This window comes from Neobacillus bataviensis LMG 21833, from assembly GCF_000307875.1.
GTDB lineage: Bacteria > Bacillota > Bacilli > Bacillales > Cytobacillaceae > Neobacillus > Neobacillus bataviensis.
Window position 1 is genome coordinate 26100 of record NZ_AJLS01000060.1, and the last position, 16650, is coordinate 42749.

A 16650-nucleotide genomic window follows, 5' to 3' on the forward strand; every position below is an offset into this window, starting at 1 on the left:
AGAGCCTTTTACAAAAGGGATTCTCTTCTTTTGAAATCTGAAGAAAACTTTCGATTTCCACTACTAGCACCGTTCCTCCTTCGGATGTTCAGCTAACCACTTTTAAAATTTCTCCCAATTTTACCTCTGCCATTGAGGGTATTTGGTGGATTGCTTCGGTGAAGTCCAAATGAGCGGTTACACCGTTTGGAACCATGATGCAGGGGAGGCCGGCCGCTACTGCAGCTAGCAGGCCATTTCGCGAATCTTCAAAAGCAACCGCTTCTGAGGGGGACACGGACAAAGCCTCGAGTGTTTTCAAATACAATGCGGGATGGGGCTTAACCTCAACCACATCATCCCTGGTTTTGATGGCATCAAAGCAATCAAAAATTTGTAATTTCCTCAGATAGCCTTCTACCCAATCACGACTGGAACTTGAGGCTAGACCTATTTTCAGTCCTAAATCATTTGCTTCCTTTAGGTAATTCTCAACCCCATCTCTTAAAACGGGATCACCCATTTTTGCCGAAAAAAGCACGTGTGCGGATCTTCGTATTTCCTCAAGAGAAACCGGAGATGGAAGGCTCCGCCTGATATAATCGTATAAAACATCGCCAGTCGTGCCAACTACATTCGAAAACTGTTCAATTGTTAAATCAAGCCCTTTGGCAGCTAGCACTTCCCTAAAACACTCATACCAGATTGATTCGGTATCCACAATTAACCCATCAAAATCGAAAATAATTGCTTTCACGATAATCACCTCATATAGAAAAAGAGACCTACACGTCATAGGTCTGCCTTTTAAAAAGTAACATTCTCATCCCAATCAACATCAATATAGAAATTTACCTTATTTGCCAGAAGATAATATAAAGAGTAATGGACAGGTACGTCATCCTGGTCCTTAATCAACTTCTTTATTTGAATGACTGCATCCATCCTCGATATTTCTAATAGCTTGCAAATATCTTGGGAGGGATTAAGAAATTCCATTTCTTTCTTCGCCCTTACGAACTTTATACCGTAATCATTATGAATAATGTTAAAGGTCGAAACATTATCCTTAATCTTATCGGAAATGCCTGGATAAATATCACAGGGTAAATAAGCAAAATCAACACTAAATATACTATTTCCATCTTTAATTAATCGAACGAGCTTGACGATTTCAAAAGGTTCCTCACGCTGAAAAATTTGCATCAGCTCTGCATCAGCAGTTTCAATTTTATTCAGCAGAACTACCTTTGTAAAACCGTTCTCACCCGCTGCCAGCCCGTCGGTAAAGCCTTGTAAATTCAAGATATGAATTTTTTGTTTCACACTTTTAACAAACGTTCCTTTACCATGAAGGATTTCTAAAACACCTTCACTCTCTAGTTCTTTCAGTGCCCTTCTAACCGTGATCCGGCTGGCATTGAAGGTCTCGCATAATTCCTTCTCATTTGGCAGCTTCTGCCCTGCAGCGATCTCACCCCTGCTAATCATTTCTTTGATTTCCATTTTCACCTGGTCATATAAAAAAACCGGGCTCTCTGTATTAACTGTTTTATCCTTTGTCATAAGACTACCTCTTCATAGTTAATTTACTTTACTATTACTATAGCAACTTTAAAGTAAATTTACTTGCAATTCGCAAATCTTTATCCAATTTATTGTAAATTCTGCGGATATCCAAACCCTCCATAAAAGCCACAGGTTTTGCATGCACATTTCGCAGCAAAATCCAACGCCTGAGGAAGGTTCTCCTGGTTGTAATAGGCGGTCAGAAACCCGCCAATAAAACTATCCCCGGCTCCCATGGTATCCACAATTTCTGTTTCATACACATCCTGGAAATAGCGGGCACCTTGATAAATAAACAAGGCTGGTTTCGCGCCGCGTGTGATTCCCACAGTTTCTAGATTATATTTTTCCAGCTCCTGCACTAACTTTTCCAATTCGTCGTCACTTAAATGTGCCCCCGAGAAAAATCCATGTGAGATGTGAGGGCAGACCTTGGCTAGATAGGCTGGATCATATTTATCTGAAAAATCGAAGGAAACTTTAATATGCTCTGCTAGGCCGGGAAGTTCTTCCTCAAGCGAAGAATAACAGCTAGTGTGGCAAACATCAAACTGTTTCACATATTCATAGTCCTTCGGAATCAATCTTAACTTGACCATATGTTGAACAGTATCCTTTGGTCCGCCCACGAATACACGATCGCCATCCTCGGTCAGATTGACTCCAGGCTGGCCGCTTATTCCTTCTACAACCCTCGATCTTTCAAAATGGATCCCCTCTTGCTTGAGGACATTTTTCAAATGAGCAGCTTTATCGTCGGTGGCAAAAATCCCGATATAACTAACTTCATCCGCACCTGAACGCTTGCAGTTTACCGCTACATTGACACAGTTTCCCCCAGGATAGTATTTCCCCTGATCCAAATAACAATCTACAACATTATCACCAATCGCAATTATTTTCATAAGATCCACTCTTCCTTTATCCTTTTACTGAACCCTCAGATAATCCTCTAACTAAATACTTCTGCAAGAAAATGAGCAGTGCTACCATTGGTAATGAGGCGATAACCATTCCTGAAAGGAGTACTCCCCAATCAGTTCTTAGTGCATCTCTAAAGTTCATTAACCCTGAAGGAATGGTCTTCAATGACTCGGAATCAATAAAAATCGTCGCGAATAAGAACTCATTCCAAGCAAAGAAGGCGGTTAATACAACGGTGGTCAGCAGAATCGGTGTCGACATCGGCAGATAGATTCTTCGATAAATGCCAAATTCTGAACATCCATCAATAATAGCTGACTCCTCCAGCTCTTTCGGGATGCTTAAGAAATAACCACGCAGCAGCAGGATCGTTAGCGGCAATCGATACGCAATATACGTAAAGATTAACGCCCAATGTGTATTAATTAAATGAAATGAACTCAGGATATTAAACAAGGGAATTAAGGCAACCTGAGGATTCATCATCATACCGCCGATGGTAAAAATTAGCGCCAAATCGATTAATCTGGTTCTGTACCTTGCCAGCGCAAAGGCCGCCATAGAGCCAATGATCAGGACAGCAATAATCGTTGTTCCTGTCACAATCAAACTATTTACGAAGTAGCCAGATATCCCTTTTGACCAGGCAAGTGAATAGTTTTCAACGATCCAGGTACTCGGGAGCCCCCAGACATCATTATAAATCTCTTCATAGCTCTTCATCGATGAAATGACCATCCAAATCAACGGGTAAAGGATGACGATGACAAAGGCCACCAGCACCAGCAAGGTTATAAATTCGCCTGTTCCAAATTCTCTAAATTTACGAGATGATCTACCGAATTTAGCCATTATTAATCATCCTTTCCCGTCCGTGACAACCGTATTTGAACAAGGGCAAGCACCGCTGTCAGAATAAAGATAACGATAGCTAGTGTCGATGCATAGCCCATATTATCTTTTACAAATCCAGTTTGATACATATGAACAGACATCGTCATTGAACTAAATCCCGGGCCGCCATTAGTAAGAATATACGGTTCGTTAAATACAAGCATGGATCCAGTAATCGTAATTAACGTATTGACAAAAATGGATTCTCTCACTTGCGGCACCGTAATACTAAAGAACTTTCTAATCTTGCCAGCGCCATCTATATCAGCAGCTTCATAAAGCTCCTTTGGAATTTTCTGAATCGCAACAATAAATAACATCGTAATAAAGCCAATACTTTGCCATTGAGACATGGCAATTACCGCATAAATGGCTGTTTTAGGTTTACCAAGCCAAACCTCGGCGAGGCTGTCCAAGCCAACTAGTTCTAAAAAACTATTTAATAGACCCATTTGAGGATTGTAGACAAATCCAAAAAGTAAGGCAATAACGGAAATCGAGATCATAACAGGTATGAAATAAACTACACGCAAGAATGGTGCGATTCTACTAAAAACCTTATCTTCTAAAATATAAGCTAATACTAAAGCGAAACCTACCTGTAACACAACAGAAATAATCGAATACTTTACGTTGTTTATTAATGCTATACTTACTACCTTATCAGCTAACAACACCTTGAAATTTTCCAACCCAACAAACGTCTTTGTCTGCGAGAAAACAGAGAAGTCAAAAAAGCTATTGTAGAAGTTTTGTAAAAGTGGAATATAAACAAAAATGAGTAGAAAAGCGAGACTTGGCAGCAAGAACAAAATAGGCAATATTTTTTTCTTTCTAAGCATTTGCTCCACCCCTGATCATTGACTCTATTTAGAAATTCCCCAAGATTCACAGTCGTTGCTGAATCTTGGGGAAGGGGACTCGATTTTACTTTTTCAAACGTTCAGCTTCATCTTGAACTTCTTTCATCACATCTTTTGGCTTCGACTGTCCGTTTGCTAAGGACTGTCCGCCTCTCATAAAGATATCTGCAAGCTTGATATTGACAGCGTTATCAAACCAAGGTGTCGTCTTAGTAGCATTTGAGACAATTTGGTAAGCTTCCAATATGGCCGGAGAAGCATTTCCTTCATCCACAGCACCCTTGATGGCATTCATCTGGCCATCTGTTTTCGTGAACTCGTAAGCGGTTTCTTTTGAAGTTAAGAATTTCAAGAAATCCACTGCTTCTTTAGGCGCATTCTTGCTTAACATCCAGCCTTCCGGTGCACCTGTAAGGGCACCTGAATCTCCCTTTCCACCCTCGATTTCAGGGAAGTCAAAGAATCCAAAGTCAAGCTTGGTTTGATCTTCTACCAATTTGATTTCAGCAAACTGCATGTAAACAATCGGGGCTTCCCCGCTGGCAAACATATTTCTTGCTGCTTCATGGTCAATGGCAGTTGACACATCTCCCATATATTTCGTTAACTCTTTAAAGATTTCTAATCCTTTTACATAGCCTTCATCCTTAAATTCGGCTGTTTTATCACTATAATCCTTAGCCGTTACCGCTGGATCAACTACCCTTTGGAAAATAGTCCCCATATAGTGTGAAATGGCCCAACCATTCGTTAATCCCTCAACTAGCGGTGTTTCATATCCGGCTTTCTGAAGCTTTTTAAGCACATCGATAAATTCTGAATACGTTTTAGGAACTTCTATATTATTCTTTTTGAAAATTTCCTTATTATAGAAGAAAGCTTTTCCATCAACCGTAAATGGCACACCATACGTTTTATCGTCGAAGGTAAAACCAGCAAACTGTGACTCAATAATATTATCCGACCATTCTTTATCTTCCGCCAGAATATCATTTAAAGGCATGATCCTGCCTGACGAAACAAGATTTGCTGCGAAAGAGTCAGACCAAGAGGAGAAAACATCCGGAAGATCATCGCTTGAAACCAATACCCTTATTTTTTCTTTATAAGAATCGTTCAAAACAGAATTCACTTTAATTTTTACATTTGGGTGTGCTGCCTCATATTCTTTGACTTTCTTATCATAGAAGGATTTCCTCGGCTCGTTTGGCCATCTGTGGAAGAAGTTGATTTCTACTACATCTTTATTGGATGATTTCTTTTCCTTGGTACTGGTTGAAGACGAACACGCTGCCAAAGATATAAGCATAATGACTGCAGTCAACACTGATATTAATCTTTTCACATCATTCACTCCTTTATATTTGCCTGAACTTTTTTAAAAAATCCTGACTGTGTGAAAGACTGTAGAAGATGGTTATTGGAGTAAGAAGTCTCCAGTAAATCAACTGGCACGTTCACACAGCCAAAAATGAATAATAAATGGAGTGAGTTCAATTAGGTGTAGAACCAACGCAAAATAGATTAACTTTCAACTGAACCATGTCCACTTGTAAATTGTTTTCCAATCGAATTCTACTGCATTCTATAATCTATTATGTTCCTGTTGCGTTGTGAATTTATGCAGTGTGAGATTAATAGTCCATTTTCCACATATAACGTCTTACAGATAGCGGGTGACCCGTGTGCTCTGCTAGTCCATCAGCATATTGTCGTAACACGGCTCCAGCAACTGCAGGTCCAAAGTATTCTTTGAGATCTTCGTCAATACCTGTAAAGTCTAGTTCTGCCACATCAACTACTTCTACTTTCTTACTGAATTTCTGAGCAAAGGTAATAGCTCTTTCATCTAACGAGCGGGTAGGACCTTCTCCTTTAATGATAAGTAATGGAACATCATAGTCTGTTATTTCAAATGGCCCATGGAAATATTCACCCGTATGAATCGCATTTGAATGAATCCATAACATTTCCATTAAGAGACAGCTTGTAAATGAATAGGCCTGGTGATAGTAGGCACCGCTTCCCATTGTGTAAATAAGTTTATCTCTCTTGTAATCGCTGCCAAATTGGAACGCTTGATCATACGTATTTTTCTTATTCGTTTCAAATAGATTTTCTAGTTGGTTTAATTGTTTAATGACTCTTTCATACTTCTCATTTGGAGCAACCGCATTCAAGATACCAAAGATCAGGCTATAATAGACTCCCGTTTCACCATCAATAACATCAGAACCATCTTTATAGTTGTAATGTACGGTATACTCGGCTTCTTTACAAAGCGGTGATTCTACTTCCATCGAAACAGCAATGGTGACTGCTCCTTTTTCTCTAGCGAATCGTGCAGCCTCGACTGTCTCAGGGGTTGTTCCAGAATGGGAACGAAGGATAACGACGCTGCCTTCGCCAAGTCCATTAGGATTAACATGAACAAACTCATTAGATGTGTAAACTCTAGACGGAATAGAAATCTCTCTGTTTAGGAAATAGTCCCCTGTAGCTAGGGATGCCATGGAACCCCCACATGCTACAAAATAAAAGTTCTTCACACTTGTTGCTTTTACTGCATTTACCGCAGCAGCAATTTGGTTAACGTGTTCAATTTTCACTATCATTACCCCCTAAAATTAATATGACATCATATGATATCCTAGTTAAATCATAAAGGCCTAACGATGAATTGTCAAACACTTTTTAATATTTAGTTTAATTATTTTGAAACATCTTTAAATTTTAAAATAGCGGAAATAAACCCAGTCCAATGAATCGTACCCAAAGAGAAATTCGGAAATTATGCACTAAAAAGGCACGACTTGCAATTGCAAGCGTGCCTTTACTCTCTTTAACACCAAGTCCCAATTTCCTTAAACCAGTCCACCATCTCGCGTTCGAAGCATTTTATACAGCGGCACGCAGCAAAGGGAACAAAGGATAGCCATGCCTGCGATAAATACATAGCCAACCTGGAGGCCAATCAGATCGTTCCCATGACCTTTTCCAAAAAAATGATTGATAAAATCGATAATGACTCCGATGAGCAAATTTCCGATTACACTTGCAATCCCCAGGATCGTAACCGTAAAGGTTATCGCAGTCCCTACACCTTTCGCATACCGTTTAGCAAGCAGCGCCATGACCGTTGGATAAATCGGGGCAATCCCAATCCCTGCAATCGCAAATAAAGCCGCGCCCGTTTCCCCTATAAAAACCGCCGCAAGACTGCATGCACCCGAAAAAGCAGAAAATAGCATAATTGACAGGGTATAACCTAATTTATCCGTGATTGGGCCGACAAACAGCCGTGAAAGCGTGAAAAGAAGGAAAAATAAGGACAACATTTCCGACGATCTTTTTAATGACCACTCATACGCATGTTGCAGATAATAGACAAGCCAACTGCCAATCGCCATCTCCGACACCACGCCGAACGAAAGAACAGCGACAATCAGCCAAGCAATCGGATCCCGAAATAGACCACGAAACGAGGTGGATTCCCCTTCACTTTGAAGTTCCTCCGGAAACCTTCCAAACAACGAAGGGATTATTGGTATAATAGATAAAGATAGAATAATGAAATACATGCCCCGCCAGCCCAGTTCGCCGCCCAGAACATGCCAGCCCATCATCGAGGCACCTAAAATCGGAGCCCCAATCGAACTAAGCCCATAAAAGAAGTGCGCTACATTCATCATCGTTCCCGTATTTTTCGTAAAGATACGGGCTGCCATAATCCCTAGGCCAATCTCAAGGATCCCGTTTCCTACGTACAGCAAAAAATACGAAGCGGAAAGCGATGGATACCCTTTAGACAAAAACATGCAGAAGCCCGCCAAAACCATCGAGGCAAACGCGAGAATCCCAACCCATTTCATTCCAATCTTATTGGCAAGGATGGATGTAAAGGAGCACGCCAGCAAATAACCAATCGAATTAAGGGCGAGCAGGACACCGAGCTGAGATTCCTTCAAACTAAATTCAGACTGCATGCTCGGTAGCGCAGGCCCTTTAATATTTTCCGATAAGCCGAAGATCAGAAATCCGCCAAAAACAACGAATAATAAAATGAAATAATTAACCCTATGATTTTTCAAAAACATCCCCCCTGGGTACCTAAAATCTATACGCATTTAAGGGATATTATACTATTTTTCTAACAAACAACCATAACAGGAAAAACCTAGATTGGATCAGCGCATCTAATCTAGGTTTTTTAGACTATTTCATTTTTCCATTGGAATATTTACCACAATGCTTCTAGAACAGAAGACTGGATGAGGTTGGTATCAATATTACATGTCTTCCCATCGATTCCATATTGCCAGATCGAAACATTCACATTTTCCGGTGCGCCTGGTTCAAAGGCAGGTGCCTGATCCTTTGGTGTGACACCAGGGTCTGGATTACTGCTCCATAGAATGGTTTGATCTTGAAGCTGTTTATTTTTTGAAACAGCCGCTTGATAAGCAGCAGACAACTTACTATCAGGGGTTAGTATGCCGTAGATTCCTGGCTTATAAGGCGATGCCAATAGCGTCTCCACCCATCCGCGAATAAAGGCCTCGTCGACTGGATATTTCGGTTCGATATCAGCAAAAAGTGCAACGCCCTCAGGAATTCCTAATTTTTGAGCATAGGAAATGGCTTCCTTGGCCTCTGTAACCCCATTTTCATATCCAGTAGCGTCTGTGAAATGGTTAAAGATCGGTAAAATCTTGGCTCCTTGCTCATGAAGTAAAGCTGCTTCCTCTTTTGTTAACCCCATAGATATGCCTTCTTTGGTCTCCAAATATCTCCCAAACACAGCTGGCTCTCCATAGTTATCCTTCACACACTGTAAAAATGCTTGGTCTATTTTCGAAGCCGTGTCGATTCCCCAAACAATCGTTGGTTTTTCTTCTGGAGCTGGTTGCTGTGGCTCAGCTTGTGGCTGTTCCTCTTCCTCTTGTGTCGCGGGGTCAGCTTGCGGCTGTTCTCCTTGGTTTCCTGAATCGGCTGGGGGTGGATCCTGTAAATCAGCTGAAGTTTCCTGACTCTGGTTCTCTTGAGAAGTTGATTCATTTTGTATTGATTGCGGCGGATTAGTGGCATTTTGAGTTGGTTGACTGTTGAAAAAAACAAGAAGTAATGGGAGAACCAAAATGACGGTACCTAAAACAACATTCCAAAACCATTTGCGGTTTTTCATATCATCTATTCCCTCCATATGACAATCTTTTTAACAAGTTATTCCAATTGTCATATGGGCGTGTGGGCAGGCAGCGAACCGTCTAAAAACATGGTCCTGTTATTATTCATTGTTGATTTTCGTGTAGTCCGAAAATTCATAGACGGAGAATTTCCGGCTAATGTATTTAGAGGTGGCCTAAGATGGAAATATAAGCGTAGAGATTCCGATTAACTGCTCTAAATAAGACAAAATCCAACGATTTGAATAATATAACCGGAAAACCTCCCTTTATTTTTATGGAAATAGGAGTATTTTTCAATTTAAACGGAATTCTTCCGTTTATTTTTCAAACACAGTGAATCAGCATTCGGTTATAACAGAGCCCCCAAAAAAGGTGCGCGTCCCTGCAGGACACGCACCTAGTAAAACGATATTCTACATAAAAAATCCAATCCCAATTAAAATGGCCTCAATCGCAACAACGGATAGGAGCAAGTTCATTTTGAACGCATTTCTTTTCTCAACGCCAGCCAACTCTTCTTTGCTAGGCATTTTATTCGAAATCGATTCTAGCATTTCCCGACTTTGTTTGCTTTGTGCCTGAATCAAAGCATCTATTTGCCTTTGCAGCTCCTCCCCCTGCTCGGATTGTTTTGCAGACCACTCTTCAAACTGACGCGTGACTTTTTCGACAAATGCTTCTTCCCGTACAACCATAATACTTTTGATGGATTCGGAATGCTTTTGGAACATGTCTTCATACGAATTGCGCAGCTGTTCCAAGTGAAGTTCGGTTCGCTGAAATGCCACCATATGGGCAGCCAACTTTTCCTCTGTTTGTGCGATCTGTCCTCTTGTGAGCGTAACAAACTCTTCGTTTTGCTCTAAAAATTGTCTATTCCTTTCGTCTGAAACCGATACCCTCTCGGTAAACTCCGTTACATGCCTAGAAACAGACTCAATCGAGGCAACAGCTTGATCCAATAAATCCTTGTTACTACTCTCAACAGCCTCCATCAGCTCGCGGATTTCTTGTTTCTGTGCTTCCATTTGCCCGAGTATTAGGTTAGCCTGGCCGGCAACATTTTCCGCTTCCTTTTTAAACTCAGACGCACTGCCCTTGGCTAACTGCTGAAGATTGCTCTCTAATAGTTTGATTTTCTCCTTAAAATCATCGTAAAAAAGATCTTCGTTTAACTTCCTTAATTCATCCATTGCTTTGTCGTATTCAGCGTTTGTTGGTAATTTTGTTGTAACCATATGTTGCCGCCCTCCTCATTCATGTAAAGCTTCAATTATTTCCTCGCCATCTTGCCTTAATAACTGCAAATATTGTCCCGCAAGCCAGCGCTCTTCCGCGTTTCCATACCGGAAATGCTGTTGTAACTCTTCCTTATACTCCAACCAATACTTGATCAAATAGCCTTGCAGCTGTGCTATATGCTCACGATCTTGGTTCCATACTTGGTAGACTTTCTGATAGCAGGCATCAAGCTCCACTTTTTGCCCTTGATAATTCGCTAATTCCTCTTCCAGCTTTGCCTTTTTTTCTGAATTCCCAAGCTTCAAGGCCTCAGCCTCTTGGAAAAATTGCTCTTTTAGCCCACTGGCTTCCTTAAGAATTGGCGCTAGAAGCAGATTATAGTTTTGATACATCTCGGTCACCCAATCATAGGCGATGCTGCGGATCTCGAAGATTGCCTTTTCATAAGTGCTTTTTAGCCAAAAGGCGTCAATCTTTTGCTCAATTTTCGGAATCGGAGGTAAATAAGGAAGTTCTAGTAAATGGCTAATCTCTATTTTTAACATGCCAGCTTCCTGTTTGGCTTTCCTAAACTTATTCTCTAGTTCCCTGGCCACATTTTCCTGCAATCGTTCCACATCGCCATTAATGATACTCGCCTTTCGATGATCGGGAGTATATCCGATAATGTCATTGACCAATTCCCTAATATGGTCAGGATCCATATTTTTTAATTCATTCTTTTTCAAAAAACCTTCATACGCATCGATTTCATTGCAAATCTGCTTTTCCTGCGCTTCAGCCTCTTCCAATTCCTGCCCTTGTAAAAATTGATGTCGTTTGATTAATTCATCCTGCTGTTTCATTTTTTCTTCGTACTGCGCGAGTTCAAGCTTACTTGCTACTTCTGCTTCTTTATACAATTTCGTAAGACGATTGATGGATAGCTCATTCACTTCGTGATTTTGTGAAATCTCCTCCATTATGGCGGGAGACTCTGTTTTCCCTGCAAAGCGCTCCAGGAATTCTTTTTCCGCTTGCAAAGCCCATTCAAATCGGCGGTTATGAAAATTAGTTAAGGTAGGATTCATTTCATAAGGTCAACTCCTGCATTTCTCCGCAAAAACACTGCGGACGATTCATTTATGACGAGTCTATTCGACATATATCGTTACCTACTTTTTGATTATTTCAATAGTTTCTACCAAATCATTCTACCATTTTTATAGATTAACGATAAGGGTCCATTCTTCCAAAATTTATAAATATACCTTTCAGGGCCGTGTTATCGCCAATCTTTTTATATTATTTTTTCCCACCCTGTCCTTTTTTCCGACTTCCTACTATATAAAAGGTGAAAGGTGGTGAGAGACAATGGCACAAGCGTTATTAGAAGGAACGAAGCTTCGCTTGGTGTTTGAGGCCGGCATCGATGACGAAGGCAAGCCAATCTACAAAGCGAAAACGTTTAACAACGTCACAAAAGCAGCAACCGCAGATCAACTAGCCCAGGCAGCACAAGCAATCGCTGCATTATGCAAAGACCAGCTAAACAAAATCGAGCGCAACGACAGCTCCGAGATCATCGGCTAGGTTCAGAAATGGTGCCTGACACCAATTCTACTAGTACTGTAGTGGAAACATAAACGACGGGAGGTGAATGGAATGGCGAAGACTTTGGAGTTGCAGTTTGGAACGGAGTTTGGGAAGACAGCGCGTATTACTGTCGATAGTCCTAAAGAGCCGATTGATGAGGAAGTTGTAAAATTATCGATGGCGCAAATGATTGCATCGGACGTGTTTACAACCACTAGCGGCAGGTTTGTTGCTGCAAAAGGGGCACGCGTGATCGACCGCAATGTAACAGATTACGAGCTTGCCTAAGCTTAATAACTGAGAGAGGCCGGATTCTCATGAAGCCGGCCTCTTTTTTAAAAGCCAGAAAAGGAGGTGTGAAAAGTGGAACAGCTCATTCCAATCATCAGCCAGGTGGGCTTCCCGATTGTCGTGACCCTTTATCTGCTTTACCGAATTGAAGCAAAGCTTGATTTAGTGGTCCAGTCGATTCAGACTCTTCCTGAGCGGATGCGGGAGAGACTATGAAACAAAAGGAACCAGCTGGAATCGTACCAGCTGGTTTCTTTGTTCTCCCCTCCCCCCGGAAAAATCCACCTCTTCACAAAATTGTCACATTCATGTATACTTTCATATGTTTACAACGGCCCGACTTTCATGAGGGTTGAAAGTCAAAAATAATAGAAAAGTAGAGGTGTTATTTTGTTGAATGTAGAGACAATTAAATATGAATGGTTCGGAAATATAAAGGGCGACATTCTGTCAGGTACGGTTGTGGCCTTAGCACTGATTCCAGAAGCTATTGCTTTTTCCATCATTGCAGGCGTGAATCCAATGGTTGGCTTATATGCGTCCTTTTGCATTGCCCTTGTGATTGCCTTTGTAGGCGGCAGACCTGCGATGATTTCAGCTGCTACTGGAGCAACTGCGCTATTAATGGGCGGCTTAGTGAAGGATCACGGATTAGAGTATTTATTAGCCGCCACCATCCTAACGGGGATAATACAAATTATTTTTGGATCTTTGAAGGTCGCTCGTTTAATGAAGTTTATTCCTCGTTCGGTCATGATTGGTTTTGTTAATTCATTAGCTATTTTAATCTTTATGGCACAATTAACCCATTTTAAAGGCCAATCCTGGGTCATGTACGCCATGGTTGCCGGGGGATTAGCGATCATTTATCTGTTTCCTCGGATCACAAAGGCCGTTCCTTCCCCACTTGTCGCGATTATTGTTATCACCATTATTGCGGTGGTAACGGGTGCACACGTCAATACAGTCGGCGATTTAGGGCAGTTAAAACAAGCATTGCCTGCATTTTGGCTCCCACACGTTCCTTTTACGCTCGAAACACTGAGTATCATCTTCCCATATTCACTTGGCATCGCAGTGGTTGGATTGATTGAGTCGCTGTTAACTGCACAGATTGTCGACGATCTGACAGATACCGGGAGTGATAAAAACAAGGAAGCCCGGGGGCAAGGGATCGCCAACATGGTTTCCGGATTATTTGGCGGAATGGCTGGTTGTGCCATGATTGGGCAATCCGGAATTAATGTGAAATCAGGCGGCCGCGGAAGACTTTCAACCTTTTGGGCTGCGGTGTTCTTAATGATTCTTATCGTGGCTTTAAATAATGTCCTTGTTAAAATTCCGATGGCCGCATTAGTTGCGGTCATGTTCATGGTTTGCATTGGGACATTTGACTGGTCATCTTTGAAAAAAGTGACCGTTATGCCGAAATCAGATACGGTCGTGATGATTGTTACCGTTATTACCGTCGTGGCAACGGATAATCTATCAATTGGCGTTGTGTGCGGGGTCATCCTGAGCGCCATATTCTTTGCCTCAAAAATTTCGAAGGTCGGCATGAAGACTGTTTCGCCAAAAGGGTCACATCGAAAAATTTATCAAGTATCAGGGCAGCTTTTCTTTGCATCCGTAACAGACTTTCTCAATCACTTTGATTTTAAAGAGGATGTAACTGAAATCGAAATCGATTTAACCAACGCCCACCTCTGGGACGACTCTGCCATAGGGGCGATCGATAAAGTGGTCATGAAATACCAGCAAAATGGAGTAAAAGTGAATCTTAAAGGGGTCAATACGGATAGCATGAAACTGCTAGAAAAACTTGCCGTTCATAAAACATCCGATGGACTTGAAAAGGCTTCAAACTTCTAAAAAAGACGAAACACGCTGAAATGAGTTCAGCGTGTTTTTTTAATATAGAGTGACATTGGACGAACCCCCAGTCCTTTTAAAAGGTATCCAATCTTCCAAATGGTTTCTCACAAATCATCAATAACAATATATGTCATGCACATTGGGCCGTGTACACCAACGACCAGGATCATTTCAATATCAGCTGAGTTGCTTGGCCCAGATATAAAGTTTATGCATGATGGTACCTTTTCACCTTGCAAAATTCGTTTGCGAATTTCAACAGCAGCCTGTGTCATCCTTGGAACAATGGTGCTCTTTGGTATTAAAATAATTGATTTCTCCGGCAAAAAGCTTACGGTGCGGCCATGATTTTTATGGCTTAAAAGGACAGCCGTTCCCGATTCAGCAAGTGTCTGCTCTGCAATGGTAATTCCGATATTAGCTTTTTCAGCAAGCGAGATGTTTTCACGACCGATTACCGGATCCCAGATGTGGACAGTTACCTGCTCTTTTGGCAGACGTTCATTGAAAAGTTCGGATAATCCGTACTGTTGAACGCGTTCATCCTGCCAGGCTATGACCGGGCCGCCGCCATATGATTGAATAGTCTCATAGACAGCCTCTTGCAAATCAGCGAGCTGGGTGACCTTACATGTTGTATTGATCAATTTACATTGCTTCTGCAGAACCTCGAGCAGTTCGTCCTGTGTTTTATCCCTCAATACATTATACTGCGGCGTGTATGCCCACTGTGGCCGTTCGATAGCGGACGGCACTTCACTGCGCTTAAGCTTTTGTGAAATTTTTTCTATAAATGCTTGGCGATTTTGAATTTGGCCTGTCATGATCCGTTTCCTCCCTTTGATCTGTTTTCAAACCAGTCGCGGAAACGCTCTTTATTTGGTGCAGGGAATTCGCGTGCTTCCATCCAATTTTTCAGCGGGCCTACTCCTTTGGAAATATGGCTGTCTTTAATAATTGGCTTTAATGCTTTTGAAGCAATTTTTGAACCCATGTTATAAAGGCCAGATGAAGAAGAACCCATTCCAAAAATGGACATTAGGAAGCGTTCGGATAATGGAGAGCGGCCTTCTTTTTCAACAATGACCTGACGATGTTGATGAAGCAATTCATGAAGCGGAATTTTCACCGGACAGACGTCGGTACATGCTCCGCAAAGTGTTGATGCGAAAGGCAATTCTTTATATTCATCATACCCTCCAAGCAGCGGAGAAAGCACCGCTCCAACTGGGCCAGAATAAATCGAACCGTAGGAGTGGCCGCCCACATGGCGGTATACAGGACAAACATTGGCACAAGCACCGCAGCGGATACATTGTAAAATCGCTTGAAACTCTGTCCCTACTATTTCAGAACGTCCATTATCAACAATTACTAAATGAAATTCCTCTGGGCCATCGACATCATCCTCATGACGAGGGCCGCTTAGCACCGTAACATAGCTTGGCAATTTTTGTCCGACAGCACTTCTTGTCAGCATGTTAACAAGCACTTCTAGCTCCTCAAAGGTCGGTACGAGACGCTCCATCCCCATCACGGTAATTTGCGTTTTCGGAAGAGAGGTTGAAAGATCCGCATTTCCCTCATTTGTTACGATACACACTGATCCTGTTTCGGCAACTGCAAAATTGCATCCTGTAATGCCGATATCAGCTGTTAAATAATCGTTCCGCAGCATTTTACGCGCATGCTTTGTCAAATCCTCAGGACGCGACGAACCTTCATAGCCATGATGATGGTGAAAGCTTTCCTGCACTTGTTCTTTATTGCGATGCAATGCAGGTGCGACAATATGTGAGGGAAGATCGTTATCAAGCTGTAAAATATATTCTCCTAAATCGGTTTCCACAACGTCGAGGCCGTTTGCCAGTAAATGATGGTTGAGATCAATCTCTTCTGTTACCATCGACTTTGACTTGACTATCTTTTTTGCATTTTTTTGCTTAGCAACACTAGAAATATATTCACGCGCTTCTTCAGCAGTTGAAGCAAAGTACACATATCCCCCAAGCTTGGCAACATTGTCGCTCAGCTGCGTCAGATAGTAATCAAGATTTTCAAGAACATGCTGGCGAATCTGCTCTCCAAGTAAGCGCCATGTTTCCCAGTCGCCCAATTCATCTACAGCTTTCAATCTATTAACCTCTAAACGATCCTGTGCACCTGATACAGCTCCGCGCATGAAAGTGTTTTGTATGCCTTCATCAACACGGCTCTTAAATGGCTCACTGCTTACTTTCATTGGCATA

The 16650-nt window shown here is 41.7% G+C and carries 17 protein-coding genes; 4 read left to right on the forward strand and 13 right to left on the reverse strand.

Translation table 11 applies throughout. The features are described 5' to 3' along the window. Positions 1-88 precede the first annotated feature (88 nt). The 11 genes from BABA_RS11450 to BABA_RS11500 form a co-directional block, all read right to left on the reverse strand. Entirely contained in the window at positions 89-736 is a 648-nt protein-coding gene (locus BABA_RS11450) for an HAD family hydrolase (RefSeq protein WP_007085349.1), read from the reverse strand. 50 nt (positions 737-786) lie between these two features. Beyond that, a complete protein-coding gene (locus tag BABA_RS11455; RefSeq protein WP_007085350.1) occupies positions 787-1545 on the reverse strand; it encodes a GntR family transcriptional regulator in 759 nt (252 codons plus the stop codon). Between the two features lie 89 nt (positions 1546-1634). Next, complete coding sequence (locus BABA_RS11460) at positions 1635-2453, reverse strand: PfkB family carbohydrate kinase (RefSeq protein WP_007085351.1); 819 nt, start codon at positions 2451-2453, stop codon at positions 1635-1637. A 16-nt stretch (positions 2454-2469) separates the two neighbouring features. After that, complete coding sequence (locus BABA_RS11465; protein WP_007085352.1) at positions 2470-3324, reverse strand: carbohydrate ABC transporter permease; 855 nt, start codon at positions 3322-3324, stop codon at positions 2470-2472. A 2-nt stretch (positions 3325-3326) separates the two neighbouring features. Further along, a complete protein-coding gene (locus tag BABA_RS11470; RefSeq protein WP_007085353.1) occupies positions 3327-4208 on the reverse strand; it encodes a carbohydrate ABC transporter permease in 882 nt (293 codons plus the stop codon). Positions 4209-4293: 85 nt separating this feature from the next. After that, positions 4294-5574, reverse strand: coding sequence for an ABC transporter substrate-binding protein (locus BABA_RS11475; RefSeq protein WP_007085354.1), 1281 nt, complete (start codon positions 5572-5574; stop codon positions 4294-4296). Between the two features lie 289 nt (positions 5575-5863). After that, complete coding sequence (locus BABA_RS11480) at positions 5864-6838, reverse strand: SIS domain-containing protein (RefSeq protein WP_007085355.1); 975 nt, start codon at positions 6836-6838, stop codon at positions 5864-5866. 255 nt (positions 6839-7093) lie between these two features. Next, on the reverse strand, positions 7094-8326 hold the full coding sequence (locus BABA_RS11485; RefSeq protein WP_040346056.1) for an MFS transporter: 1233 nt from the start codon (positions 8324-8326) through the stop codon (positions 7094-7096). 143 nt (positions 8327-8469) lie between these two features. After that, positions 8470-9414, reverse strand: a complete 945-nt coding sequence (locus BABA_RS11490) for a glycoside hydrolase domain-containing protein (protein WP_007085357.1) — start codon at positions 9412-9414, stop codon at positions 8470-8472. Between the two features lie 417 nt (positions 9415-9831). After that, the gene (locus BABA_RS11495) at positions 9832-10656 is read right to left on the reverse strand and encodes a coiled-coil domain-containing protein (RefSeq protein WP_007085358.1); all 825 of its coding nucleotides are present in this window, start codon (positions 10654-10656) and stop codon (positions 9832-9834) included. Between the two features lie 15 nt (positions 10657-10671). Next, positions 10672-11730 (reverse strand): hypothetical protein, encoded by a 1059-nt coding sequence (locus BABA_RS11500; RefSeq protein ID WP_007085359.1) that lies wholly within the window; start codon positions 11728-11730, stop codon positions 10672-10674. Between the two features lie 283 nt (positions 11731-12013). Between BABA_RS11500 and BABA_RS11505 the strand changes: the two genes are divergently transcribed. The 4 genes from BABA_RS11505 to BABA_RS11520 all read left to right on the forward strand — a co-directional run bounded on the left by BABA_RS11505 (position 12014) and on the right by BABA_RS11520 (position 14398). Beyond that, on the forward strand, positions 12014-12232 hold the full coding sequence (locus BABA_RS11505) for a DUF1659 domain-containing protein (RefSeq protein ID WP_007085360.1): 219 nt from the start codon (positions 12014-12016) through the stop codon (positions 12230-12232). A 72-nt stretch (positions 12233-12304) separates the two neighbouring features. After that, positions 12305-12523, forward strand: coding sequence for a DUF2922 domain-containing protein (locus BABA_RS11510; protein ID WP_007085361.1), 219 nt, complete (start codon positions 12305-12307; stop codon positions 12521-12523). Between the two features lie 75 nt (positions 12524-12598). Next, positions 12599-12742, forward strand: coding sequence for a YvrJ family protein (locus BABA_RS11515; RefSeq protein WP_007085362.1), 144 nt, complete (start codon positions 12599-12601; stop codon positions 12740-12742). 177 nt (positions 12743-12919) lie between these two features. Then, a complete protein-coding gene (locus tag BABA_RS11520) occupies positions 12920-14398 on the forward strand; it encodes a SulP family inorganic anion transporter (protein WP_007085363.1) in 1479 nt (492 codons plus the stop codon). Between the two features lie 107 nt (positions 14399-14505). Here BABA_RS11520 and BABA_RS11525 read toward each other — a convergent pair whose 3' ends face one another. Continuing rightward, on the reverse strand, positions 14506-15225 hold the full coding sequence (locus BABA_RS11525; protein ID WP_007085364.1) for a LutC/YkgG family protein: 720 nt from the start codon (positions 15223-15225) through the stop codon (positions 14506-14508). Then, positions 15222-16649, reverse strand: coding sequence for a LutB/LldF family L-lactate oxidation iron-sulfur protein (locus BABA_RS11530; RefSeq protein ID WP_007085365.1), 1428 nt, complete (start codon positions 16647-16649; stop codon positions 15222-15224). Before BABA_RS11530 ends, BABA_RS11525 begins: the two co-directional genes overlap by 4 nt. Position 16650 lies beyond the last annotated feature (1 nt).